This is a genomic window from Micromonospora sp. C97 (assembly GCF_018070385.1).
GTDB lineage: Bacteria > Actinomycetota > Actinomycetes > Mycobacteriales > Micromonosporaceae > Micromonospora > Micromonospora parva.
Map to the genome: position 1 here is coordinate 1 of NZ_JAGPXU010000003.1, position 22947 is coordinate 22947.

The window sequence follows — 22947 nt, forward strand, 5'->3', positions numbered from 1 at the left end:
GCCTGCTTGTGGGTGACCAGGTGCACGTCGATCGAGCCGGACAGGGCGGTGGTGGTCACCCCGACGCCCCGGGCGAAGATCTGCGCGAGGCGGCCCCACCGGCGCGGGTGCTCAGCGTGCGGGGAACTGCTTGTCGAGGGCGAGGTTCAGCTCCAACACGTTCACGCCGGGCTCCCCCATGAAGCCGAGCGCCCGGCCGCTGGTGTGCTCCTCGACCAGCTTGCGAACCGCCGCCGGGTCCGCGCCGCGCTCCCGCGCGACCCGGTTCACCTGCAACTCCACATACGCCGGGCTGATCTGCGGGTCGAGGCCGCTGGCGCTGGCGGTGACCGCGTCGGCGGGCACCGCCGGGTCGGCGGGCGCGTCGCCCCGGATCGGGGTGACCACCCCGCCGGCGGCCACGTAGTCCTCGCCGGGCTGGGCCGGCTCCACCGTCACCCCCTGGTACTCGGTGACGAACGGAGTCGCCGGGGCGACCTGGTTGACGCTGACCACCCGGGTCACCGGGCCGGTCAGACCGTCCGCGCGGAAGACCGCGAGCACGGCACCCACCCCGTCGTCGGTGCAGTACGGGCGGCTGCCGTCGACGCCGTTGAGTTCACCGACGGCCTTGCTGCGCCCGCAGACCTGGGTGAGCAGGCTTTCGCTGGACTCCTCCGGGTCGGTGGCGATGGTGTCGACGACGCTCTCCGGGCCCAGGTTGCTGGCCGAGGTGGAGGTCGGGTCGTAGCCGTCACCGGCGGCCGACGGGCGGGACTGGAAGTAGCGCGGGACGGGGTTGCCGTCGGCGTCGGTGAAGGACTGGCCGATCAGCGCGCTGCCGACAGTCGTTCCGTTCGAGACGATCAGCGAGCCGTCGGCCTTGTGGTTGAGGCCGGGCAGCTGGCCGAGCGCCACCAGGGCCAACGGGTAGACCAGGCCGAGCAGCACCGTGAAGACGAGCACGGCGCGCAACGCGGCGAGGTGTTGGGCGATCCAGGTGGGTAGGCGCATCACGAAATCCCCGGGAAGAACTGGATGAGCAGGTCGATGAGCTTGATCCCGATGAACGGCACGATGATGCCGCCCAGCCCGTAGACCAGGAGGTTGCGGCTGAGCAGCTTCGACGCGGCGGCCGGCCGGTACCGCACGCCCCGCAGGGCGAGCGGGATCAGCGCGATGATCACCAGGGCGTTGAAGATGACGGCGGACAGGATCGCCGACTCCGGGCTGGACAGCCGCATGATGTTCAGCGCGTCCAGGCTCGGGTAGAGGCCGGCGAACATGGCCGGGATGATCGCGAAGTACTTCGCGATGTCGTTGGAGATGCTGAACGTGGTGAGCGCGCCGCGGGTGATCAGCAACTGCTTGCCGATCTCGACGATCTCGATCAGCTTGGTCGGGTCGGAGTCGAGGTCGACCATGTTGCCGGCCTCCTTGGCGGCCGACGTGCCGGTGTTCATGGCCACCCCGACGTCGGCCTGGGCGAGGGCCGGCGCGTCGTTGGTGCCGTCACCGGTCATCGCGACCAGCCGGCCACCCTCCTGCTCCCGCTTGATCAGCGCGAGCTTGTCCTCCGGCGTCGCCTCGGCCAGGAAGTCGTCCACCCCGGCCTCGTCGGCGATCGCCTTCGCGGTACGCGGGTTGTCGCCGGTGATCATCACGGTCCGGATGCCCATCTGGCGCATCTCGTCGAACCGCTCCCGCATGCCGGACTTGACCACGTCCTTGAGGTGGATGACGCCCAACGCGCGGGCGGGCTCACCGTCGACGTGTTCGGCGACCACCAGCGGGGTGCCGCCGGTGCCGCTGATCGCGTCCACGATCTCGCCGACCTGCTCGGTGGGGTGGCCGCCGTTCTCGCGTACCCACTTCATCACCGCTGCGGCGGCGCCCTTGCGGACCCGGCGGCCGGTGCCCGACGCGCCGCCGTCCACGCTGGCGTCCGGGGTGAGGTCGACGCCGCTCATCCGGGTCTGCGCGGTGAACGGCACGAAGGTGGCGTGCGGCATCACGCCGGGCTCCCGCTCGCGCAGCCCGAACTCGTTCTTCGCCAGCACCACCACCGAACGCCCCTCGGGGGTCTCGTCGGCCAGGCTGGACAGCTGCGCGGCGTCGGCCACGGTCGCGGCGTCGACCCCCTCGACCGGTACGAACTCGGCGGCCTGCCGGTTGCCCAGCGTGATGGTGCCGGTCTTGTCCAGCAGCAGGGTGTTGACGTCGCCGGCCGCCTCGACGGCCCGGCCGCTCATGGCCAGCACGTTGCGTTGGACAAGGCGGTCCATGCCGGCGATGCCGATGGCGGAGAGCAGCGCGCCGATGGTGGTGGGGATCAGGCAGACCAGCAGCGAGACCAGCACGACCCCGGTGACGCCGGAGCCGGTGATCGCACCGCTGTCCGGCGCGGCCGCCTGGTACGCCTTGGAGAAGATGGCGAGCGGCTGGAGGGTGACCACGGCCAGCAGGAAGATGATCGTGAGCGCGGCGAGCAGGATGTTCAGCGCGATCTCGTTCGGCGTCTTCTGCCGGTTGGCCCCCTCGACCAGGGCGATCATCCGGTCGATGAAGCTCTCCCCCGGCTTCTGGGTGATCTTCACGATGATCTGGTCGGAGAGCACCTTGGTGCCGCCGGTGACCGCGCTGCGGTCGCCGCCGGACTCCCGGATGACCGGGGCCGACTCGCCGGTGATCGCCGACTCGTCGACGCTGGCGATGCCCTCGACGATGTCCCCGTCGCCGGGGATGATGCCGCCCGCCGCGACCAGCACGATGTCGCCCTGACGCAGGTCAGGCGCGGGCACCGCCTCGTCGCGGTAGGTGTTGGCCCGGGCACCCGGCTTCCAGTCGATCAGTCGGGTGGCGATGGTGTCCTTCTTCGCCTGCCGCAGGGTCGCCGCCTGGGCCTTGCCCCGACCCTCGGCGACGGCCTCGGCCAGGTTGGCGAAGACCACTGTCAGCCAGAGCCAGATGGTGATCGCCCAGGCGAACACCGACGGGTCGGTCACCGCCAGGACGGTGGTGAAGGCCGCACCGACCTCGACGATCAGCATCACCGGGTTACGCCACAACGTGGTGGGGTTGAGCTTGCGTACCGCGTCCGGCAGGGACCGGATCAACTGCTTGGGGTCGAGCAGGCCCCCGCCGATCCGGTTGCCCTGGGTGGCGGGCGTGCCGGGGAGCTGCTCTGTCGGGGCGGACGTGACGGACATGTCCTCGTTCCTCATGGTGGTCAGAGCCCCTCTGCCAGCGGGCCGAGCGCGAGCGCGGGCAGGAAGGTCAGCGCGACGAGGACCACGGTGACGCCGACGACCATGCCGATGAACAGCGGTCGGTGGGTCGGCAGGGTGCCCTCGGACGCTGGGGTGGGTGCCTGGCGGGCCAGCGAACCGGCCAACGCGAGCACGAAGATGAGCGGCAGGAACCGGCCCAGCAGCATGCACAACCCGAGTGCGGTGTCCCACCAGGTGGTGTTGACGGTGATGCCGCCGAAGGCGGAGCCGTTGTTGTTGCTGGCCGAGGTGAACGCGTACAGCACCTCGGAGAGGCCGTGCGGGCCGACGTTGAGCGCCGTGGAGTTGTTGCCGGTGGCGAACGCCGCCGCCGTGCCGACCAGCACCAGGATGGGTGTGATCAGGAAGTAGAGCGAGGCGAACTTAATCTCGCGCGACCCGATCTTCTTGCCCAGGTACTCCGGGGTGCGGCCGACCATCAGCCCGGCCACGAAGACCGTGATCACCGCGAGGATGAGCAGGCCGTAGAGACCGGAACCGGTGCCGCCCGGCGCGACCTCGCCGAGCATCATGTTGACCATCGTCATCATGCCGCCGAGCGAGGTGAACGAGTCGTGGAACGAGTTCACCGCACCGGTCGAGGTGAGCGTGGTGGCGGCGGCGAAGGTGGCCGAGTTCGACACGTCGAACCGCACCTCCTTGCCCTCCATGGCCGCACCGACCGCCTGCGGCACCGTGCCGTGGCCGGCCAGCTCGAAGATGTTGGTGATGGCGACGCTGGCGACGGCAAGGATGCCCATCACCGCGGCGATGGCGTACCCCTGCCGGTTCTGCCCGACCATCCGGCCGAACACCCGGGGCAGGCTGAACGGGATCAGCAGGATCAGGAAGATCTCCAGCCAGTTCGTCCAGGCGGTCGGGTTCTCGAACGGGTGGGCGCTGTTGACGTTGTAGAAGCCGCCACCGTTGGTGCCCAGCTCCTTGATCACTTCCTGGCTGGCGACCGGACCGCCGGTGATGGTCTGGGTGCCGCCGGTCAACGTGGTCACGTCGGTGCCACCGGAGAGGTTCTGCACCGCCCCGCCGATCATCAGCGCGATCGCGCCGAGCACCGCGATCGGCAGCAGGATGCGCAGCACGATCCGGGTCAGGTCGACCCAGAAGTTGCCGAGCTGCCCGGTGCGGCTGCGGGCGAAGCCGCGCACCAGTGCGACAGCCACCGCGATGCCGACCGCCGCCGAGACGAAGTTCTGCACCGCCAGGCCGGCCATCTGCACCAGGTGACCCATCGTCGACTCACCCGAGTACGACTGCCAGTTGGTGTTCGTCACGAACGACACCGCCGTGTTCCACGCCCCGTGCGGCACCACCGGGTCGAAGCCCAGCGACAGCCACAGGTGGTTCTGCACCCGCTGGAACAGGTACAGGAACAGGATCGAGACCGCGGAGAACGCCAGCACGCTGCGGGCGTACACGCCCCAGGTCTGCTCGGCGGCGGGGTTGACCCCGACCAGGCGGTAGATGCCCCGCTCGACCCGCGACTGCTTGGTGCCGGAGACCGCCCGGAACATGTAGTCGCCGAACGGCTTGTAGACGGCGACGATCGCCGCCACCAGCGTCAGCACGAAGATGACGCCCGCTGTTGTCATGGTCATCAGAAGCGCTCCGGGAACAGCAGGGCGAACACCAGGAACGCGCCCAGCACCACCGCGAGCACCAGACCGACGGCGTTTACCGCGTTCACAGCTTCTCCACCGCCCGGACCACCAGGGCGAGCGCTGCGAACAGCGCCACCGTCAGGACCACGAACACCACGTCAGACACGCTGACTCCTCATACCGGAAAGGTTCGTCGCGACCGCCTTCCGGTCGCGCCGGGCAATCAAAGCCCCACCACCCGCCGGCCGGCAGGGGTCATAACGCGACCATGACGGCGGCGAACCTTTTCTTGACGTGGTTTTCACACCTGCCCACTGAACAGGTGAAATGCGGCACAGACCGGACGGGTGAGGCCGGTAGGAGAGGTGCGGGCCGGTCAGGCCGGCTTACGGGCCACCAGCACGTCGCGCATGATCGACTGATCGACCCGGTGCCGCAGCGCGCGGTAGGGCTCCTCGTCCACGACGGTCAGGCCGGCGTCGGCCAGGGCCGCAGCCGCGTCGTCCCGGCTGGCGACGTGGGTGTTCCAGGAGACCCCCAACGCACCGCCGGGGCGCAACAACCCGGCCCAGACCGGGGCGGCGTCCGCGAGCAGCGCCAGCGGGTCGCGGGTCAATCCCTGCCCAGCGGTACGACTGCCGTGCTGCACGCCGTACGGCGCGTCGGCGACGACGAGGTCCACGGTCTGCGGGCGGAAGAACTCCGCCGACCGGGCGGTGTCGGCGTTCACCACGTCCAGCAGCTGGGTCTGGCCGGCCTTGTGCTCCTCGCGGGTCGGCGCCAACTCGATCCGCACCCGCCGGCCGACCACCTTGCGTTCCCGCCGCACCGGCCCCGACTCCAGCACCCGGTGCTTGACCCGCTTCTGCTTCAACCACGTGGTGATGAACGCCCGGTACGCCTCGACGTCCTTCTGGTCGCGCTCGATCCCGGCCGCGTCGAAGCCGTACATCAGCGCCTGGTTGAGGGTGGTGCCCCGACCGCAGAGTGGGTCGAGCACCCGGAACCGGCGGCTGGTCATCTCGGTGGCCCAGTCCGAGGCGAGCAGTGTGACGTTGAGCAGCAGCTTGGTGAACTGCTCGTTGGTCTTGCCCGGGTACTTCTGGATGGTGAGCAGGTCGTCGTCGTAGCGGTCCAGCCGGCTCCACTCGATCGGCCGCAGCAGCTCGCCGACGATCTCGAACAACGCGTACCCGGCGGAGAGGTTGCCCAGCACTGCCAGGTCACGCTCCGTCAGCCCGTCACCGGTGAAGGTGATGTACGACGCCCCTCCGACGACAGCGGTGTCCAGCTCACCGATCCGACCGTCCAGCGCCGAGCGGCCGAAGATCTCCAGCTCCGCCTGGGTCAGGTCGACGGCGGCGCGGGCGTACACCCGGTTGGTGGCGGGCAGGATCAGCAGGCCGTAACGCGTCATGATCCGGCGAGTATTCCACAACCAGTCACTCTCGCCGGGAACCGGAGCGGCTGCCGGAGCGACTACCGGTACATGGGGTGTGAGCAGTGGCGGGAGGTCCTGTCCGCGCAACTGGACGGGGAGGAGACCGCCGCCGAACTGACGGCGGTGCAGGGGCACCTCGACGGGTGCGCCGATTGCCGGGCCTGGTTCACGGCGGCAGCCGCGCTGACCCGTCGGGTTCGTACCCGACTGGTGGTTGAGGTGCCGGACCGGACGGCGGCGATCCTGGCCGCCGTCGGCGGCAGCGCCGCTGGCGACGCGGCTGCCAGCGCCAGTGACACGCCGCCGGCCCGCCGGTCGCGCTGGCGGCCCCGCCTGCCCGGCCGCGCCGCGCTCGTCGTCGGCCTGCGGTCGGCGCTCGGCCTGCTCGGCGCGGTGCAGTTGGTGCTCGGCCTGGCCCAGGTGGGCCGGGGCGCCACCGCCGACCACCTGCACCCCACCGGCCAGCACCTGTGGCACGAGTCGGCGGCGTGGAACGTGGCGGTGGGCGCCGGGTTCCTGTTCGTGGCGCTGCGCCGCAGCCCGCCCGCCGGGCTGCTGCCGATGCTCAGCGCGTTCGTCGGCACGTTGCTGCTGCTGTCGGTCAACGACCTGGCCACCGGATCGGTGGGCGGGGAACGGCTGATCAGCCACGGCTTCCTGGTGGTCGGCTACCTGATCACCGTGCTGCTGTCCCGGCCCGGTCTTCGCCCTGGCGGACCGGCACCGCAGCGGCAGCCGACGCCGTCGCGCTGGCGGTTCGGCGCGGACGAGGTGGACCGGCCGCTGCGGGTGGTACGCCCCGATTCCTATCCGGCGCAGGCGGCCGACCGTTACCCCGCCCCGGCGGCGCGCACCGGTCAGGCCGCCCAGGCGGCGCGCACCGGTCGGACCGACGAACGCCGGGCCGCCTGAGCGGTCGCGTCAGTCCGCCTGCCGCTGCCGGGCCCGGTGGGCGCGCAGGTTCGCCGGAAGGCCGCAGACGCGGACGGAGTGCCAGACCCCGCTGTTGTTGCGGGAGCGGTCGTAGAACGCCACCTGGCACCGGGGGTTGCGGCAGGTCTTGACGCGCCGGCCGACGTCGGTGAGGTGCGCCGCGAACAGCTCCGCCAGGACGAGGGAGACAAGCAGTTCGGCCCCCGTCCCGGCGGGATCGAGGTGGACCGAGCCGTTGCCGTCGAGCCGCAGCGTGGCGCCCGTGGTGCGAGGGGCGGGCGCCGGCTCGGGCGGCCCGGCTTCCGGTGTGGCGTGCAGCCTGGCGTCGATCCCGTACCGCAGTTCGTCGCGGAAGGTCCGCAGCGCCCGTAGGCCCGCCGGGTCGAGCGTCACGTCGGGTGCCGGCCGCCCGGTGGCCGTCGACCACCGGGCGGCGACATCGTGCGCCCACTGCGTGGCGCTGTCGAGATCGTCGAGGAGATCCGGCTGACGCGGTGCGCCGGCCGGGAGCGTGTTGAGCAGGTCCTGGACGAGCCCGAGGCCACCTGGTGCGGGCTCGAGGCCGTATCTCGCGGTCGCGGGCCACGGCGGAGGGGACACCGACGGCATTGTCACGTCACTTTCCGATCAGGCCGAGCGCCCCGTACCACAGCGGTCCCGGGTTCACCCAGTCCGGATAGAGCTCCATCATCGCGTCGAAGAACTCAAGGGCCGTCGACTTCTCCGCCAACAGCCGTTCCACGTTCAGCAGGTACCGCCGGGTCTCGTCGATGCTCGACGGGTCGTCGGGGCGGTTGCGGTTCTTGTGGCTGGCGACGACCGCCCGGGGCGCGAGGGCCTCGACGCGGTCGAGGGCCTTGAGCCACTCCCTCAGGCCACCGTTGACGGTTTCCAGCAGGTACTGGTGGACCCCGTTGTAGACGACGTCGCCGGCCACCACGAGACCGATCGACGGCACGTGCAGGACAGTGGTCTGGTCGCCGTCGGTGTGCCCGGTCTCGACCGGCTGGGCGACGTTGCCTTCGAGCAGGATTCCGCCGGGCGGCACCGGAATGGCATCGACGGGCGACTCCGGGATCAGCCCGGGGAAGACCTTGTCGAACACCTCTTGGCGCCCGACGGTGGCCTGCTGGTGCATGACCTCGATGGTCCCGGGCGTCGCGTAGGTGACGGCGTCGGGGAAGCGCTTGACCAGCTCGGGGGCACCGAACCAGTGATCGCCGTGCCCGTGGGTGGCGTAGATGGCCGTCAGCCGCCTGCCCGACCGCTCGATCCAGTCTCCCGCCGTCGCGATCTGCTCGTGGGTGAACGGCGGGTCCACCAGCAGCGCCTCCTCGGCCCCCGAGATCAGGGTGGTGGCTGTCGGATTGAAGTGGATGGGCGAGCCGTCCGGCATGCGCTGCTCTCCGGCCCGGACCGGGCCGTCCAAGACCAGGACCTCGTAGGACAGGGCAGACGGGGACATGTCTCCTCCTCGGTGACGCGGGTCGCGACAGTCGGCGTACCCCCACCGACGAAATAAGCATAAGCCGTATGCCTATTTCACCCAGCCGTTTGCCGAGTCTTCTGCGTCACGCCCTCCCCCGCGATGACCTGCGGGATGACCTGCTCCACGATCGTCAGCAGCGTGGTGGTGAGCAGCAGGTGCACCTGGGCGCGGGTGAGCGCGTCACGCTGGAGCCACTCCCGGGCGGTCGAGATGGCCAGCCCGCAGTACGCCCGGACCATCCCCCGCAGCTCCTCGTGGTTCTCGGCCTCCTCGGCCAGCCCGACGGCGACCAGCATCCGGTCCGCGGCGACCTCCTCGGCCTCGGCGAGCACCCGCTCCACATCGGCGTCGCCGCCCATCCCCCGGGCGGTGACCGCAGCCAGCCACGAGGTGCTGTGCCGGGACACCACGTCGAGGAACCAGGTGACGCTGGCCTCCACCCGGGTCCGCAGGTCACCCTTGGGCAGCCGCTCCACAGCCACCTCGGGGATGGTCACCATCACCCGGACGACCTCCAGGTAGAGGTCCTTCTTCGCGCCGAAGTAGTGGTTGACCAGCCCTCGGGCGACACCCGCCTCGCGGGCGACGTCGGTGGTCGACACCTCCGCGTACGGGCGTTCGCCGAACAGCCGGACCGCGCAGGCCAGGATCTGCCCACGCCGGGCGTCCGGCTCCAACCGGCGGCGGCGCGGAGCCGTCTCGACACTCATCTGCCCGACCCTATCGACAGCTCACGCCGCCGGCCTCGGCGTCGACGCCCTCCCGTCCCTCCTCGGAGCTGCCGGCCTCAAGGCCGCGCCGAGCGGTCAACGGCTGAACCTCTCGATCGCGGCCGGAGTCACCGGGGTGAAGAAGTTGACCAGGTTGCCGTCGGGGTCCCGGAAAAGCAGGGCTCGGTTACCCCAGGGCATGGTCGTGGGCCCGTTCACGAAGTCGTCCACCACGCTCTTCAGCTTCTCGTACAGCGCGTCGACGTCCTCCACGCGGAACTCGATGATCACGCTGCGGTTGTCGGCCGGACGGGCCGAGCCGGGCGCGAACAGTGCGACGGTGCGGGTGCTGCCGATCGCCAGCGTGCCGTGGGTGGTGCGCAATTCGGCGAAGTCCTCGTTGCCCCAGGTCGCCTGCACGCCGGTGATCTTCTCGTAGAAGCCGACCAGGCGGTTGATCTCGTCGGTGATGATGCGGATCGAGACGAAGTCCATGTCTTCTCCCTGCTCAAAGCGGTCGCTAACGGTCCGTCGAGATCACGCTAGAGCGAATACTGGACAGATTTGGGCCAGTATTCTTGATAAAGTTCGGACCGTGGCACGACCGACAGCCCAGGTGCTCGCACTGCTGGAGCTCCTGCAGTCCGGCGGCGTCCGGACGATGGCCGAGCTTGCCGAGCGCCTCGGTGTCGAACCGCGCACGGTGCGGCGCTACGTGAGCCACCTGGTCGACCTGGACCTGCCGGTCGAGTCGGTGCGCGGTCGCTACGGCGGGTATCGGCTCGCCGCCGGCTATCGCCTGCCGCCGCTGATGTTCAACGACGACGAGGCCCTCGCCGTCCTCCTCGGCCTGATCGCCGGCCGCCGTGCCGGGTTGGCGACGGCAACGGACACGGCGGGCGAGACAGCCGCCGCGAAGATCCGTCGCGTCCTGCCGCCACGGACGGCGGACCGACTGGACGCCGCACTCCAGTCCCTCGCCTTCACCGCCGAACCCGGTGACTTCCCCGCGCCGCAGACCGAGGTACTGCTCGCCGTCGCCGAGGCGGTCCGCCATCACCGGCCGATCTCGGTGCAGTACACCTCGGGCGACGGCCGGCGCAGCGTCCGCGTGCTGCATCCGTTCGGGCTGGTCAACCATGCCGGCCGGTGGTACGTCACCGGGGTCGATCCGGACATCGGCGAGGAACGAACCCTTCGACTCGACCGCATCGCGGACGCGAGACCGCTGCCGGGCTCGTTCGAGCCGCCCGCCGGAAACGATCCGGCCGGGCACCTTCTCAGCTCGATGGCACGAGCGCCGTACCCGCACGCGGTGTCGCTGCGGATACAAGGAACAGTCGAGCAGATCCGCAGGCGGCTACCGGCCAGCATCGCCGAGGTGCGAGAGGGCGCGGACGAAGGCTGGCAGGACGTGGAGATCCGGGCCGAGAGCCTCGACTGGTTGCCCGGCGTGCTCGCCGCGCTCGACCTGCCGTTCGTCATCGAACGCCCGGACGAACTCCGCGACCGCGTCGTCGCACTCGCCGAGCGGCTGGCGGCCTCGGCACGACGTGAGTCGGCCCGCAGCTAGCCGTCCGACACCGGATGTTCGGCAATCTTGGACAGTTTCCGTCAGCTCGTAACGGAAACTGTCCAAGATCTCCTCGTCTCCGTTGATCGTTTGTCGAGTCCAGTCCGCCGGTCGGTCCGTGTGCCGCCGCCGGTGATGGCTTATTGACATGCCGCCAACAGCGCGCGAGGGTGGTGCACATGCCGACTCCCCCGACCGACGGCTCCCCCTCACCCTGGCGCGAGCCGGAACACGACGACCTGGCCGAACTGGCCCGCACCTTCTTCACCAAGGAGGTGTTGCCGCACGCCGAACGCCTGCTGGCGCAGGGCCACCCGGACCGCGAGCACTACCGGCGCGCCGGCGAGCTGGGGCTGCTCGGCCTGTCCGTCCCCGAGGAGTACGGCGGCGGTGGCGGCGGATTCACCCACGAGGCAGTGCTGCTGCACGAGCAGGCGTACACCGGGGAGAGCAGCCTCGGGCTGGCCGTCCACAGTGGCATCGTCACCGGCTATCTCGTCGCGTACGGCAGCGAGGAGCAGAAGCGACGCTGGCTGCCCGGCCTGTGCAGCGGTGAGTTGGTCGGCGCGATCGCGATGACCGAGCCGGACGGCGGCTCCGATCTGCAGGCGATGCGTACCCGGGCGGTCCGTGACGGCGACGACTACGTGGTCACCGGCGCGAAGACGTTCATCACCAACGGCGGCCTGGCCGACCTGATCATCGTGGCCGTGAAGACCGACCCCGAGCAGCGGGCGGCTGGCGTCTCGCTGCTGGTCTGCGAGGTGGGCGGCGACCCGCAGGGGTTCCGCCGAGGGCGACTGCTGTCCAAGATCGGGCTGCACGCGAACGACACGGCCGAGTTGTTCTTCGACGAGCTGCGGGTGCCGGCGGCCAACCTGCTCGGCGGCACCGAAGGGCTGGGCTTCGTCCAGCTCATGCAGCAACTCCCGCAGGAACGACTGGTCATCGGCGTCGGCGCGGTCGCCGCCATGGAACGCGCTGTCGCGCTGACCGTCGCGTACGCCAAGGAGCGCACCGCCTTCGGCAAGCCCCTGATGGGTCACCAGAACACCAGGATGGTGCTCGCCGAGTGCGCCACCCGCGCCCGGGTCAGCCGGGTCTTCCTGGACGACTGCATCGTCCGGCACGACCGGGGTGACCTGGACGTGTCCACTGCGGCCATGGCGAAGTCATGGCTCACCGACGGGCAGTGCGAGGTCGTCGACAGGTGCCTGCAGATCTTCGGTGGCTACGGCTACACCACCGAGTACCCGATCGCCCGGATGTACGCCGACGCCCGCGTCCAGAAGATCTACGGCGGCACCAACGAGATCATGAAGGAGTTGATCGCCCGTGCCCTCTGAGGCGTACGTCTATGACGCGGTCCGCACCCCGCGCGGACGCGGCCGGGACACCGGCGCGCTGCACGGAGTCAAACCGATCTCCCTGGTGGTCGGCCTGATCGACGCGTTGCGCGAGCGCAACCCCGGCCTGGACGTCGGTCGGCTGGAGGACCTGCTGCTCGGCATCGTGACCCCGGTCGGCGAGCAGGGCGGCGACCTGGCGCGGGCCGCCGCGCTGCTGGCCGGGCTACCCGACCAGGTGGGCGGGGTGCAGCTCAACCGGTTCTGCGCCTCCGGTTTGGAGGCGGTCAACTCCGCCGCCGCCCGGATCCGCTCCGGCTGGGAGCACCTGCTGCTGGCCGGCGGGGTCGAGTCGATGTCCCGGGTGCCGATGGGCTCCGACGGGGCGGCCTGGGCCACCGACCCGCAGACCGCGCTGGCCACGTCGTTCGTGCCGCAGGGCGTCAGCGCCGACCTGATCGCCACCCTCGAGGGCTTCACCCGCGACGACGTGGACGGCTACGCGCTGCGGTCGCAGGAACGGGCCGCCAAGGCGATGGCCGGCGGGCACTTCGCCCGCTCGCTGGTGCCGGTCCGCGACGGCAACGGCCTGGACATCCTCACCGTCGACGAGCACCCACGCCCGGAGACCACCCGGGAGGCCCTCGCTCGGCTCACCCCGTCCTTCGCCACCATGGGTGAGGCGGCCGGCTTCGACGCCGTCGCGTTGCAGAAGTTCCACTGGTTGGAGGCGATCGAGCACGTCCACCACGCCGGCAACTCGTCCGGCATCGTGGACGGCGCCGCGCTGCTGCTGATCGGGTCGGAGCAGGTGGGTCAGGATCTCGGCCTCACCCCGCGCGCCCGGATCGTCGGCGCGGCGGTCACCGGTGCCGACCCGACGCTGATGTTGACCGGCCCGATCCCGGCCACCCACAAGGCGCTCGCCGTGGCCGGGCTGACAGTCGACGACATCGACCTGTTCGAGATCAACGAGGCGTTCGCCGCGGTGGTCCTCAAGTACGTCCGCGACCTGGGCCTCGACCCGGACCGGGTGAACGTCAACGGCGGTGCGATCGCCCTCGGCCATCCGCTCGGCGCGACCGGAGCGATGCTGCTCGGCACCGCGTTGGACGAGTTGGAGCGCCGCGACCTGCGCCGCGCCGTGGTGACCCTCTGCATCGGCGGCGGCATGGGCGTCGCCACCGTTCTCGAACGCTGCTGACCCGGAGGACGACAATGACAAACACCATCCGGTACGACAGCGGCGCCGACGGCATCGTCACGCTCACCCTGGACGACCCCACCCAGTCCGCCAACACCATGAACCGGGCGTACGTCGCCTCGATGAGCGCGGCGCTCGACCGGTTGGAAGCCGAGCCCGATCTCGTCGGGGTCATCGTGACCAGTGCGAAGCCGACATTCTTCGCCGGCGGCGACCTGCCGGAGATGATCCGGGCCACCCGCGCCGACGCGCCAGCGCTGGCCGACCTGCTCGGCACCATCAAACGGGACCTGCGCCGCCTGGAGACGCTGGGCCGGCCGGTGGTCGCCGCTGTCAACGGCTCCGCGCTCGGCGGTGGCCTGGAGATCGCGCTCGCCTGCCACCACCGGATCGCGCTGGACGCGCCCGACAGCCGGCTCGGGCTGCCCGAGGTGACCCTGGGCCTGCTGCCCGGGGCCGGCGGCGTCACCCGGACGGTACGGATGCTCGGCCTGGCCGGTGCGCTGACCACCGTGCTGCTCACCGGCCGGCGGATGCGCCCGGCCGACGCCCTGGCCGCCGGGATCGTCGACGAGGTGGTGGCCACGCCGACGGAGCTGCTGGAGCGCGCACGGGCCTGGATCGCGGCCAACCCGCAGCCGAAGCAGCCGTGGGACCGCCCGGACTACCGGATGCCGGGCGGCACACCGTCCAGCCGGTCACTGGCCGCGCAGTTGCCGGCCTTCCCGGCGACCCTGCGCAAGCAGCTCAAGGGGGCCCGGCTACCGGCGCCCGAGGCGATCCTGGCCGCCGCCGTCGAGGGCGCACAGGTCGACCTGGAGACCGCCCTGACCGTGGAGACCCGGCACCTGATCGGCCTGCTCACCGGGCAGGTCGCCAAGAACATGATCGGTGCCTTCTTCTTCGACCTGAAGGCCGTCAACGGTGGCGCCGCCCGACCGGCCGACGTGGACGCCCCGCCGGTACGCCGGGTGGCGGTGCTCGGGGCCGGCATGATGGGCGCGGGCATCGCGTACGCCTGCGCCACCGCCGGGCTGGACGTCGTGGTCCGGGACGTCACGCCGGAGGCCGCCGGGCGGGCCCGCGAGCACGCCGAACGGCTGCTGGCCCGCAAGGTCCGTAAGGGCCGCGCCACAGAGGCGGAGGCCCGCGCCGTGCTGGGCCGGATCACCACCACCGACCAGGTGGACGCCCTCGCCGGCTGCGACGCGGTGATCGAGGCGGTCTTCGAGGACCCGGCGTTGAAACAGCAGGTCTTCGTCGAGGTGCTGCCCGTGCTGGCACCCGGCGCGCTGCTCGCCTCCAACACCTCCACCCTGCCGATCACCGGGCTGGCCGAGGGAGTGGACCGGCCGGCGGACTTCATCGGCATGCACTTCTTCTCCCCGGTCGACCGGATGCCGCTGCTGGAGATCGTGGTGGGCGAACGGACCGGGGACGTGGCGCTGGCCCGGGCGTTCGACCTGGGCCGGCGGATCGGCAAGACCCCGATCGTGGTCAACGACGGCCGAGGCTTCTTCACCAGCCGGGTGATCGGCCGGTTCATGGACGAGGCGATCGGGATGGTCGCCGACGGTGTCCCCGCCGCGTCGGTGGAGCAGGCCGCCCTTCAGGCCGGCTACCCGACCGGGCCGCTGGCTCTGGCCGACGAGGTCAGCCTCACGCTGATCCAGCGGATCCGCCGCCAGTTCGAGGCGGCCAGCGACGAGTTCCGCCCGCTGCCGGCGCACCGCCTGGTGGACGAACTGGTCGACGCGTACGACCGGCCGGGGCGCGCCGCCGGACGCGGCTTCTATTCCTACGACGACGGCACCCGGGGACGGCTGTGGCCCGGTCTCGCCGACCTGATCACCGACGCGGGCCGGGCGGTGCCGTTCACCGACCTTCAGGAACGGATGCTCTTCGCCGAGGCGCTGGACGCGCTGCGCTGCCTCGACGAGGGAGTGTTGCGGACCGAGACCGACGCCAACATCGGCTCGATCTTCGGCATCGGCTTCCCGGCCTGGACGGGAGGGGTGATCCGCTACGTGCGGCAGTACGCGGGCGGCCCCGCCGGCTTCGCGGCCCGCGCCACCGAGTTGGCCGACCGCTACGGCGACCGGTTCACGCCCCCGACCGACCTGGTCGCCCGCCTCGCCGCCCCGACCGACCACCCCGCCGAACCGGTGGGCGTCGCGTGACGGCCTCCTGGCCGAGCCCCGGCGGTTCGGCTCCGACCGACGACCCGGGAGCCGCCGGGCACGACGGCCCGCGCACCGCGCCGGACGGCCCGACGCGCGGCGGTCCGCTCGCCGGGGTACGGGTGGTCGAGCTGGCCAGCCTCGCGCCGGCGCCGTTCGGATGCATGGTGCTCGCCGACCTCGGCGCGGACGTGGTGCGGGTGGACCGGCCCGGCGCACCGGGTGCGGGCCGGCTGGCCGCACCGACCGGCGGCCCGTTGCAGCGCGGGCGGCGGGTCACCGCACTGGACCTGAAGTCCCCGACCGGGGTGGCGGACCTGCTGAACCTCGTCGAACGCGCGGACGTGCTGGTCGAGGCGTACCGGCCCGGGGTGGCCGAGCGGCTCGGCTTCGGCCCGCAGGTGTGCCAGGCCCGCAACCCCCGCCTGGTGTACGCGCGGATGACCGGCTGGGGGCAGGACGGCCCACTGGCCGCCCGAGCCGGGCACGACATCGACTACATCGCTGTCGCCGGGGCGTTGGAGCCGCTGGGCCGGGCCGGCGAACGCCCGTACGCGCCGATGAACCTGCTCGGCGACTTCGGCGGCGGCGGCATGCTGCTCGCCGTCGGTGTGCTGGCCGCGCTGCTGGAGCGGGAGCGCTCCGGCTTCGGCCAGGTGGTCGACGCGGCGATGGTGGACGGTTCGGCGCTGCTCACCTCGTTCCTGCACGGGCTGCTCGGCACCGGCCTGTGGGCCGCGCCGCGCGGGCGCAACATGTTCGACGGCGGGGCGCCGTTCTACGACACGTACACCACCGCCGACGGCGGATTCATGGCTGTCGGCGCGATGGAACCGGCCTTCTACGCCGTACTCCTCACCGGCCTCGACCTCGCCGACGACCCGGACCTGCCGGCCCAGTACGACCCGAGCGGCTGGGACGAGCTGCGCCGCCGGTTCACCGCACGGTTCGCCGAGCGGACCCGGGACGAGTGGACGGCGGTCTTCGCCGACCTGGATGCGTGCGTCGCGCCGGTGCTCGCCCCCGGTGAGGCGCACCAGCATCCACACAACGCCGCCCGGGGCACGTTCGTCGAGGTGGACGGCGAGATCCAACCGGCACCGGCACCCCGCTTCGACCGCACACCACCGAAACGGCCCACCCCAGCACCCGACCCACAGCGCGACGCGATGCCGGTCAAGGAAATCCTGACCACCTGGCCACACCACACCTGACAGCCAGGTGGTCGGTGAACCATGTCGACCCGTCGGCAGGGGGCGCGTCGCGCCAAACACAGTGTGTAGCGACGTCTTATCCTTTGTGGGTGCTGCTCACCTATCTGGACGAGTCGTACACCGTTGAGTACGGCCCTCGACGAGGTCGCCGTCTACAACGGCGCAATGAAGACCATCGGCGCCCACGATGTGACGATCATCTTGCGCGGGGTCGACCGCTACGGCCTCGCGCCGTCGCACGCCTCGCGGCTGGTGCAGGCCGTGGATCTGGTGACCTTCCTGTATCGCCGGATGGTCAACGGCACAGGTCACGATCCAGGCGAGGCGGCGGCGAACGAAAAGCTCTGGTCCTGGGTCGAGCAGCGGCGGTACCCACTCCTGGTGCTGGTCGCCCACAGCCCGCCAGATGCACGAAGGGCCCGCGTGAGCGGGCCCTTAAGGCGGTTGCGGGAACCCTCAAGCGAGAGCCTCCTGCACCACCCAGGTTAGCAGCGGGTTGTGCGCCACACACATACCACCACGGTGTTGATCAGGAGTGTGGTGTCAGGGCTCCGCCCGTGGCGACGCCAACCTCTTGATCGACGCGGGCGGCGACGGGCGGGTCCGGGGGCGACGGCAGTGGTACCAGGTGGCGAAGAGGGCCACGGCCAGGAGGAGTTCGGCCAGGTCACCGCCGTAATACATGAGTTGGGCCGCCGAGCGGAACGCTTCCGGGTCCCGGTCGGTGAGGCCGGGCGGCAGGGTTTCGGCCTGGGCGTACAGGTACTTGGCCAGCACGGCGTGGCCGGCCGCGGCGGTCAGGAGCGCGCCGACCCGGACCGCCAGCGCCGGGCGCTGCGGCGCCGGGTCCGGCCCGGCCAACGACCAGGCGAAGAGGTACCCGGCGGCCACGTAGTGCAGGTGCACGCCATGGTGCAGGGCGGGGTGGCGTTCGGCCGCCGCGTACAGCGGGGTGAGCAGCACCAGCGCCAACCCGCCGGTGCTCAGCAGCGCGGCGGTGACCGGGTGGGCGAGCAGGTGCAGCGGGCGGGCACGCAGCAGCCGGCCCACCAGCCGGCGCATCGGCGCAGGCGCGACGTGCAGCAACAGCGTCACCGGGGCGCCGAGCACCAGCCCGAGCGGTGCCAGCATGCCGAGGAGCAGGTGTTGCGCCATGTGCCCGCGCGGGTCACCGGAGGTCTGGGCGAGCGGGCCGACGGCGAGCGCCAGCAGGGCGCAGCCGACCAGCCAGGCGACGGTGCGCCGGTGGTCCCAACCCCGTGGGTCGCGGACGGCGGCCAACAGGTAGCCGCCCGCCAGCACGGCGACCGGGAACAACGGGAGCCAGGCCGGCCCGGCCGCACCGTGCCCGGCGTGCGCCAGCGGCACTGTCACCGTCACCGCGGCTCGCCACCGGCCCGACGGGACCGGGCCCACCAGACGACAGCGACGCCGGCCAGCAGCAACACCGCGCCGGCCAGGTTCCAGACCACGTCGTACGGCACCAGGTGGACGCCGTAGCGGATCTGGTGCAGCCGGAGCACCTTGTGGTCGACGATCCCGTCGAAGAGTTGGAATCCGCCGGCGCCGAGCAGGAAACCACCCCAGGCCAGCCGGCTCGACAGGGCGCCCCGCCGACGCAGGTCGGCGAACCAGAAGAACCCACCGACCAGGGCGATCACCTCGGCGGCGTGCAGCAGCCCGTCGGAGAGCAGCGCCACCGAGGGGGTGGAGCGATCGTAGAAGTGGTGCCAGGCGAGCAGCTGGTGGAAGACGATCTCGTCCACCGCCGCCATGATTGCGATGCCGATCAGGACGCCGACGAGAATGGAGGAACGCACGTCGGCGGTGCGTGCGCTTGGCAGGGGGAGATCGGCCACCACCACACCTCGCATCCGCGTCAGGCCGGCCTCAAATTACCCCGGACCAGACGAACCATGCCGGCGAAGCCGAGGACGGGCGACCGCGCGAGGAGTGATCAACACGGGTTTGGTGAAACTGGGGTGTCCGGCCGAGTGGCACACCGCGACTTCCAGGAAGCCGTGTTGATCAAGGTCGGGCGGACGGTCGGATGGCCGATGACCTCCCCGTTTCGCGACTCCCGGGCCACGGACGGCATGATCATGGAGCCTGGAGAGGCAGCGACGGCCGGAGCCCGAGGTGCAGCGACAGCGTGATCCCGAGAAGGAGGTGCCCGTGCCGGACGCTGACGAACTCGTCGCCAGTGCGCTCGCGGCGGTACGCGGCACTGACGTTCGGCACGCCGAACGGCAGCTGGACCACCTGATGGTCGGCACCGGCGTCGCGGACGGCACCACGGCTGTGGACGAGGCACTGCTGCGTCGCCTGGTCCGTGCTCTCGGCCAGCTGTGGCTGCGCGGGTGGCAGCCGGTCGACGTGGACCGGATCACCGGTCGGCGGCTCGACGCCCGGGCGGCCCGGCTGGTCCGCCACGCGATGGCGGTTCAGCGCCGCGACCAGGCCGAGCCGGTCCCGGCCTGGTGGGACGACCAGCTACGCGCGTTGGCGGCAACCACTGGTGACGACCGCAGCGTGCTGACCAGCTGGGCGGCCCGGGAGGGGCTGGACCGGGCGGACGCGCTCCGGACCGCAGTGGACACCCTCGCGCTGGTGGAGAGCCTGCCGCCGATCGCCGTGCTGCGCCCACCGCCGGGCACCAGCGGCGCGGCGCTGTCGCGCGCCGCCGGCCCGGCTCGCAGCGGGTCACCGATGCTCGATCGGGTACGCGCGCTGCTGGCCAAGGCCGAGTCGACCACCTTTCCGGCGGAGGCGGAGGCGTTGACCGGTAAGGCCCAGGAGCTGATCGCCCGGCACAGCATCGACGAGGCGCTGCTGGCCGCCGGGGCGGAGAGCGGCGACCTGCCCGGCGGGGTGCGGCTGAGCACCGACACCCCGTACGCGGGCGCGAAGGCGCTGCTGGTGCAGGAGGTGGCGGCGGCGAACCGGTGCGAGGCGGTCTGGTCCGACGATCTCGGCTTCGCGACCGTGCTGGGCTGGCCCGCCGACCTGGTGGCGGTGGAGTTGCTCTACACGTCGCTGCTGGTCCAGGCCACTGCGGCGATGCTGCGCGGGCGCGCCGAGCGGCGGCCGGGGTCGGGGCGGCGGACGAAGGTCTGGGACGAGTCCTTCCTCAACGCGTTCGCGCTGCGGATCGGCGAGCGGCTGCGGACGGCCACCGAGGCGGCCACGGATGCGGCAACCGACGCGGACCAGGCAACGGCCGGGGCGGAACGGTTGTTGCCGGTGCTCGCGGCGCGGGGCGAGGCGGTCCGGGAGCGGCTGGACACGCTCTTCCCCGGGGTCACCCGGCGCCGGCTCAGCGTGCGCGACGCCGAGGGCTGGTCGTCCGGCACCTCGGCCGCCGACCGGGCGTCACTGGACGTCGGCGGCGGTCGGAAACCCCGGCAGGTGCCCGGTCGACCCGATCCGCGCTGAACGCTGCGGCGTGGGACCGCCCTCGGCGCCGGTTTCTGCGCTTTTCTTCGGTACGCGGTAGGGATCGGGGGAACGGCTCCGACCCTCCGGTGAGCCGCGCCCCGATCGGGGTGCGACCTGAGCCTGAGGAGCATCGCCGTGAAGTACATGCTGCTGATCTGGAACCGGCCCGGCTTCACCGAGGGGCTGAGCGAGCAGGATCGCACCGCCCTCTTCGGTGAGGTCGACGAGATCATGAAGGAGCTGACCGAGACCGGCGAGCTGATCGGCGGCCAGGCGTTGGCCAATCCGTCGCAGACGTTGACGGTCCGACTCGTCGATGGCAGCCCCGAGGTTCTCGACGGTCCGTTCATGGAGAGCAAGGAGCAGTTCGCGGGCTACCTGGCAGTGGACTGTGACAGCCCGCAGCGGGCTGCCGAGATCGCCGCCCGCTGGCCGGACGTCCGGTACGGCGGCGCGATGGAGGTCCGCCCGATCATGGATGAGGCCGGGACGGAGATGTGACCGGGGACCGGACGGTCGAGGACCTGCTGCGCACCTTCGCGCCGCAGGTCCTCGGCCTGCTGGTCCGTCGGCACGGGCAGTTCGACAGGTGCGAGGACGCGGTCCAGGAGGCGTTGCTCGCCGCCGCGACGCAGTGGCCCGCGCAGGGCGTACCGGACAATCCGCGCGCCTGGTTGCTCACCGTGGCCACCCGCCGGCTCACCGACGAGTGGCGCAGCGAGAGCGCGCGCCGGGACCGCGAGGTGGCGGTGGCGCGACGCGAGCCGGCGTACGCCGGGGTGGCGCCGGCGGCCGACGCGGAGCCCAACGTTCCGGCCGACGATGACACCCTCACGCTGCTGTTCCTCTGCTGCCACCCGGCGTTGCCCGGGTCGGCGCAGGTGGCGCTCACCCTGCGGGCGGTCGGTGGTCTCAGCACCGCCCAGATCGCCCGGGCGCACCTGGTGCCCGAGGCGACGATGAGCCAACGCATCCGGCGGGCCAAGCAGCGGATCGAGGCCGCCGGGGCCCGGTTCACCCTGCCCGGGCCGGCGGAGCGGGCCGAGCGGCTGGGGGCGGTGCTGCGGGTGCTCTACCTGATCTTCAATGAGGGCTACACCGCGTCCAGTGGCCCGGACCTGCGCCGGGCCGAGTTGACCGGCGAGGCGATCCGGCTGGCCCGCATCCTGCGCGGGCTGCTGCCCGACGACGGTGAGGTGACCGGGCTGCTGGCGCTGATGCTGCTGACCGACGCGCACCGGGCGGCGCGGGTGGGGCCGGACGGAGAGTTGGTGCCGCTGGCCGAGCAGGACCGCTCCCGGTGGGACGCCGCCGCCATCGCGGAGGGGGTCGCGCTGATCACCGAGGCGTTGACCTGGTCGCCACCGGGCCCGTACCAGCTCCAGGCGGCGATCGCCGCGGTGCACGCCGAAGCCCCGACAGCGGCCGAGACGGACTGGCGGCAGATCGTGGCGCTCTACCGGTTGCTGGCCCGGGTCGCGCCGAACCCGATGGTCACCCTGAACCAGGCGGTGGCGGTGGCCATGGTCGACGGGCCCCGGGCCGGGCTCGCCCTGCTCACGCCGTTGGACGCCGACGACCGCACGGCCGGACACCACCGGCTGGCCGCCGTCCGGGCTCACCTGTTGGAGCTGGCCGGGGAGGTCGGTGCGGCGCGGGAGGCGTACCTGGCCGCGGCGCGTGGCACCACGAGCCGACCGGAGCAGCGGTACCTGGAGGTGCGGGCGGCCCGGCTGACCGGCCAGGAGTGACCGGCGACATCTTGCCATTTCGGCAATTAACTTTGCACATTGCCCCGGTGCCCGGTCACAGTCGTGGGCGACGCGCGAAGGAGCAGGCACCGATGACCGAACAGCACGAGTTCGACAGGGACTACTGGGAGCGGCACTGGCAGCAGGCGCACCCCGGCCGTCCCGGCGCGATGAGCACCAGCCCCGCACACCCGTACCTGGCCCGGGAGACCGGCGGCCTGTCGCCGGGCTCGGCGCTGGACGCCGGGTGCGGCGCCGGTGCCGAGGCGATCTGGCTCGCCTCCCACGGCTGGCAGGTCACCGCCGTCGACATCGCCCCCGTCGCCCTCGCCCGGGCCGCCGAACGCGCGGCCGAGAGCGGGGTGTCTGACCACGTGCGATGGGTGGCGGCGGACCTGACGGCCTGGGCCCCGGAGACGCCGTTCGACCTGGTCACCACGCACTACGCGCACCCCGCGATGCCGCAGCTGGACTTCTACCAGCGCATCGCCGGGTGGGTGGCACCCGGCGGCACCCTCCTGATCGTCGGGCACCTGCACAGCTCCGAAGCCACCGGCCACGGCCATGGGCATGGGCATGGGCACCACCCGCCCGACGAGGCGTCGGTCACCCTCGCGGACATCACCGCCGGCCTGGACGACGCCACCTGGGAGATCGTCACCGCCGGGGAACACCGCCGCATGATGCCGGGTCGGGAAGCCCCGCTGAACGACGTGGTCGTCCGCGCCACCCGACGCCGCTGAGCACACCGTTGCCGGCCGTCGGGTGGCGCGACCGCCCGACGGCCGGCAACGGCTGCGG

General features: G+C 71.7%; 22 protein-coding genes. 11 read left to right on the forward strand and 11 right to left on the reverse strand.

Translation table 11 applies throughout. The features are described from left to right. Positions 1 to 111: 111 nt before the first annotated feature. The 5 genes from KBX26_RS06335 to KBX26_RS06355 all read right to left on the reverse strand — a co-directional run bounded on the left by KBX26_RS06335 (position 112) and on the right by KBX26_RS06355 (position 6284). The gene (locus tag KBX26_RS06335) at positions 112 to 993 is read right to left on the reverse strand and encodes a potassium-transporting ATPase subunit C (RefSeq protein WP_210864936.1); all 882 of its coding nucleotides are present in this window, start codon (positions 991 to 993) and stop codon (positions 112 to 114) included. Next, a complete protein-coding gene (kdpB, locus tag KBX26_RS06340; RefSeq protein ID WP_210864937.1) occupies positions 993 to 3188 on the reverse strand; it encodes a potassium-transporting ATPase subunit KdpB in 2196 nt (731 codons plus the stop codon). The genes KBX26_RS06335 and kdpB overlap by 1 nt, the downstream gene beginning before the upstream one ends. A 20-nt stretch (positions 3189 to 3208) precedes the next feature. After that, positions 3209 to 4864 (reverse strand): potassium-transporting ATPase subunit KdpA, encoded by a 1656-nt coding sequence (kdpA, locus tag KBX26_RS06345; protein ID WP_210864938.1) that lies wholly within the window; start codon positions 4862 to 4864, stop codon positions 3209 to 3211. Beyond that, positions 4864 to 4953 carry a K(+)-transporting ATPase subunit F gene (gene kdpF, locus KBX26_RS32140; RefSeq protein WP_036410889.1) on the reverse strand — a complete coding sequence of 30 codons (90 nt, stop codon included), beginning with the start codon at positions 4951 to 4953 and terminating at the stop codon, positions 4864 to 4866. The genes kdpA and kdpF overlap by 1 nt, the downstream gene beginning before the upstream one ends. Positions 4954 to 5243: 290 nt before the next feature. Beyond that, the gene (locus tag KBX26_RS06355; RefSeq protein WP_210864939.1) at positions 5244 to 6284 is read right to left on the reverse strand and encodes a TRM11 family methyltransferase; all 1041 of its coding nucleotides are present in this window, start codon (positions 6282 to 6284) and stop codon (positions 5244 to 5246) included. 72 nt (positions 6285 to 6356) lie between these two features. Between KBX26_RS06355 and KBX26_RS06360 the strand changes: the two genes are divergently transcribed. Beyond that, the gene (locus KBX26_RS06360) at positions 6357 to 7220 is read left to right on the forward strand and encodes a zf-HC2 domain-containing protein (protein WP_210864940.1); all 864 of its coding nucleotides are present in this window, start codon (positions 6357 to 6359) and stop codon (positions 7218 to 7220) included. Positions 7221 to 7229: 9 nt separating this feature from the next. On the opposite strand, the gene KBX26_RS06365 is transcribed toward KBX26_RS06360, so the two are convergent. The 4 genes from KBX26_RS06365 to KBX26_RS06380 form a co-directional block, all read right to left on the reverse strand. Further along, positions 7230 to 7850: a CGNR zinc finger domain-containing protein gene (locus tag KBX26_RS06365; protein ID WP_030329503.1), complete on the reverse strand. Its 621-nt coding sequence runs from the start codon at positions 7848 to 7850 to the stop codon at positions 7230 to 7232. A gap of 7 nt (positions 7851 to 7857) precedes the next feature. Beyond that, positions 7858 to 8706, reverse strand: a complete 849-nt coding sequence (locus tag KBX26_RS06370; protein ID WP_030329505.1) for an MBL fold metallo-hydrolase — start codon at positions 8704 to 8706, stop codon at positions 7858 to 7860. Between the two features lie 77 nt (positions 8707 to 8783). After that, the gene (locus KBX26_RS06375; protein WP_030329507.1) at positions 8784 to 9440 is read right to left on the reverse strand and encodes a TetR/AcrR family transcriptional regulator; all 657 of its coding nucleotides are present in this window, start codon (positions 9438 to 9440) and stop codon (positions 8784 to 8786) included. 96 nt (positions 9441 to 9536) lie between these two features. Continuing rightward, a complete protein-coding gene (locus KBX26_RS06380) occupies positions 9537 to 9935 on the reverse strand; it encodes a VOC family protein (protein WP_210864941.1) in 399 nt (132 codons plus the stop codon). A 100-nt stretch (positions 9936 to 10035) separates the two neighbouring features. On the opposite strand from KBX26_RS06380, the gene KBX26_RS06385 reads away from it, so the two are divergent. The 6 genes from KBX26_RS06385 to KBX26_RS06410 all read left to right on the forward strand — a co-directional run bounded on the left by KBX26_RS06385 (position 10036) and on the right by KBX26_RS06410 (position 17446). After that, positions 10036 to 11013: a YafY family protein gene (locus KBX26_RS06385; protein WP_210864942.1), complete on the forward strand. Its 978-nt coding sequence runs from the start codon at positions 10036 to 10038 to the stop codon at positions 11011 to 11013. 179 nt (positions 11014 to 11192) lie between these two features. Beyond that, the gene (locus tag KBX26_RS06390; protein ID WP_210864943.1) at positions 11193 to 12359 is read left to right on the forward strand and encodes an acyl-CoA dehydrogenase family protein; all 1167 of its coding nucleotides are present in this window, start codon (positions 11193 to 11195) and stop codon (positions 12357 to 12359) included. Next, entirely contained in the window at positions 12349 to 13563 is a 1215-nt protein-coding gene (locus KBX26_RS06395) for an acetyl-CoA C-acetyltransferase (RefSeq protein ID WP_210864944.1), read from the forward strand. The genes KBX26_RS06390 and KBX26_RS06395 overlap by 11 nt, the downstream gene beginning before the upstream one ends. Before the next feature lie 14 nt (positions 13564 to 13577). Further along, positions 13578 to 15743: a 3-hydroxyacyl-CoA dehydrogenase NAD-binding domain-containing protein gene (locus KBX26_RS06400; RefSeq protein WP_210864945.1), complete on the forward strand. Its 2166-nt coding sequence runs from the start codon at positions 13578 to 13580 to the stop codon at positions 15741 to 15743. After that, a complete protein-coding gene (locus KBX26_RS06405; protein ID WP_307857757.1) occupies positions 15740 to 16957 on the forward strand; it encodes a CaiB/BaiF CoA-transferase family protein in 1218 nt (405 codons plus the stop codon). The genes KBX26_RS06400 and KBX26_RS06405 overlap by 4 nt, the downstream gene beginning before the upstream one ends. A gap of 165 nt (positions 16958 to 17122) precedes the next feature. Then, positions 17123 to 17446, forward strand: a complete 324-nt coding sequence (locus KBX26_RS06410) for a hypothetical protein (RefSeq protein ID WP_210864946.1) — start codon at positions 17123 to 17125, stop codon at positions 17444 to 17446. A 54-nt stretch (positions 17447 to 17500) separates the two neighbouring features. Here the strand turns inward: KBX26_RS06410 and KBX26_RS06415 are convergent, their stop codons facing one another. Both KBX26_RS06415 and KBX26_RS06420 read right to left on the reverse strand, forming a co-directional pair. Beyond that, positions 17501 to 18337 carry a cytochrome c oxidase assembly protein gene (locus tag KBX26_RS06415; RefSeq protein ID WP_307857758.1) on the reverse strand — a complete coding sequence of 279 codons (837 nt, stop codon included), beginning with the start codon at positions 18335 to 18337 and terminating at the stop codon, positions 17501 to 17503. Next, positions 18334 to 18816: a DUF2243 domain-containing protein gene (locus KBX26_RS06420; protein ID WP_210864947.1), complete on the reverse strand. Its 483-nt coding sequence runs from the start codon at positions 18814 to 18816 to the stop codon at positions 18334 to 18336. The genes KBX26_RS06415 and KBX26_RS06420 overlap by 4 nt, the downstream gene beginning before the upstream one ends. 316 nt (positions 18817 to 19132) lie before the next feature. Between KBX26_RS06420 and KBX26_RS06425 the strand changes: the two genes are divergently transcribed. The 4 genes from KBX26_RS06425 (at position 19133) to KBX26_RS06440 (ending at position 22889) form a co-directional block, all read left to right on the forward strand. Beyond that, complete coding sequence (locus tag KBX26_RS06425; protein WP_036410967.1) at positions 19133 to 20392, forward strand: DUF2786 domain-containing protein; 1260 nt, start codon at positions 19133 to 19135, stop codon at positions 20390 to 20392. 147 nt (positions 20393 to 20539) lie between these two features. Next, positions 20540 to 20896: a YciI family protein gene (locus KBX26_RS06430; protein ID WP_245233552.1), complete on the forward strand. Its 357-nt coding sequence runs from the start codon at positions 20540 to 20542 to the stop codon at positions 20894 to 20896. Beyond that, positions 20893 to 22146, forward strand: coding sequence for an RNA polymerase sigma factor (locus KBX26_RS06435; protein WP_030329526.1), 1254 nt, complete (start codon positions 20893 to 20895; stop codon positions 22144 to 22146). Before KBX26_RS06430 ends, KBX26_RS06435 begins: the two co-directional genes overlap by 4 nt. Positions 22147 to 22238: 92 nt before the next feature. Beyond that, the gene (locus tag KBX26_RS06440; RefSeq protein WP_210864948.1) at positions 22239 to 22889 is read left to right on the forward strand and encodes a class I SAM-dependent methyltransferase; all 651 of its coding nucleotides are present in this window, start codon (positions 22239 to 22241) and stop codon (positions 22887 to 22889) included. Positions 22890 to 22947 lie beyond the last annotated feature (58 nt).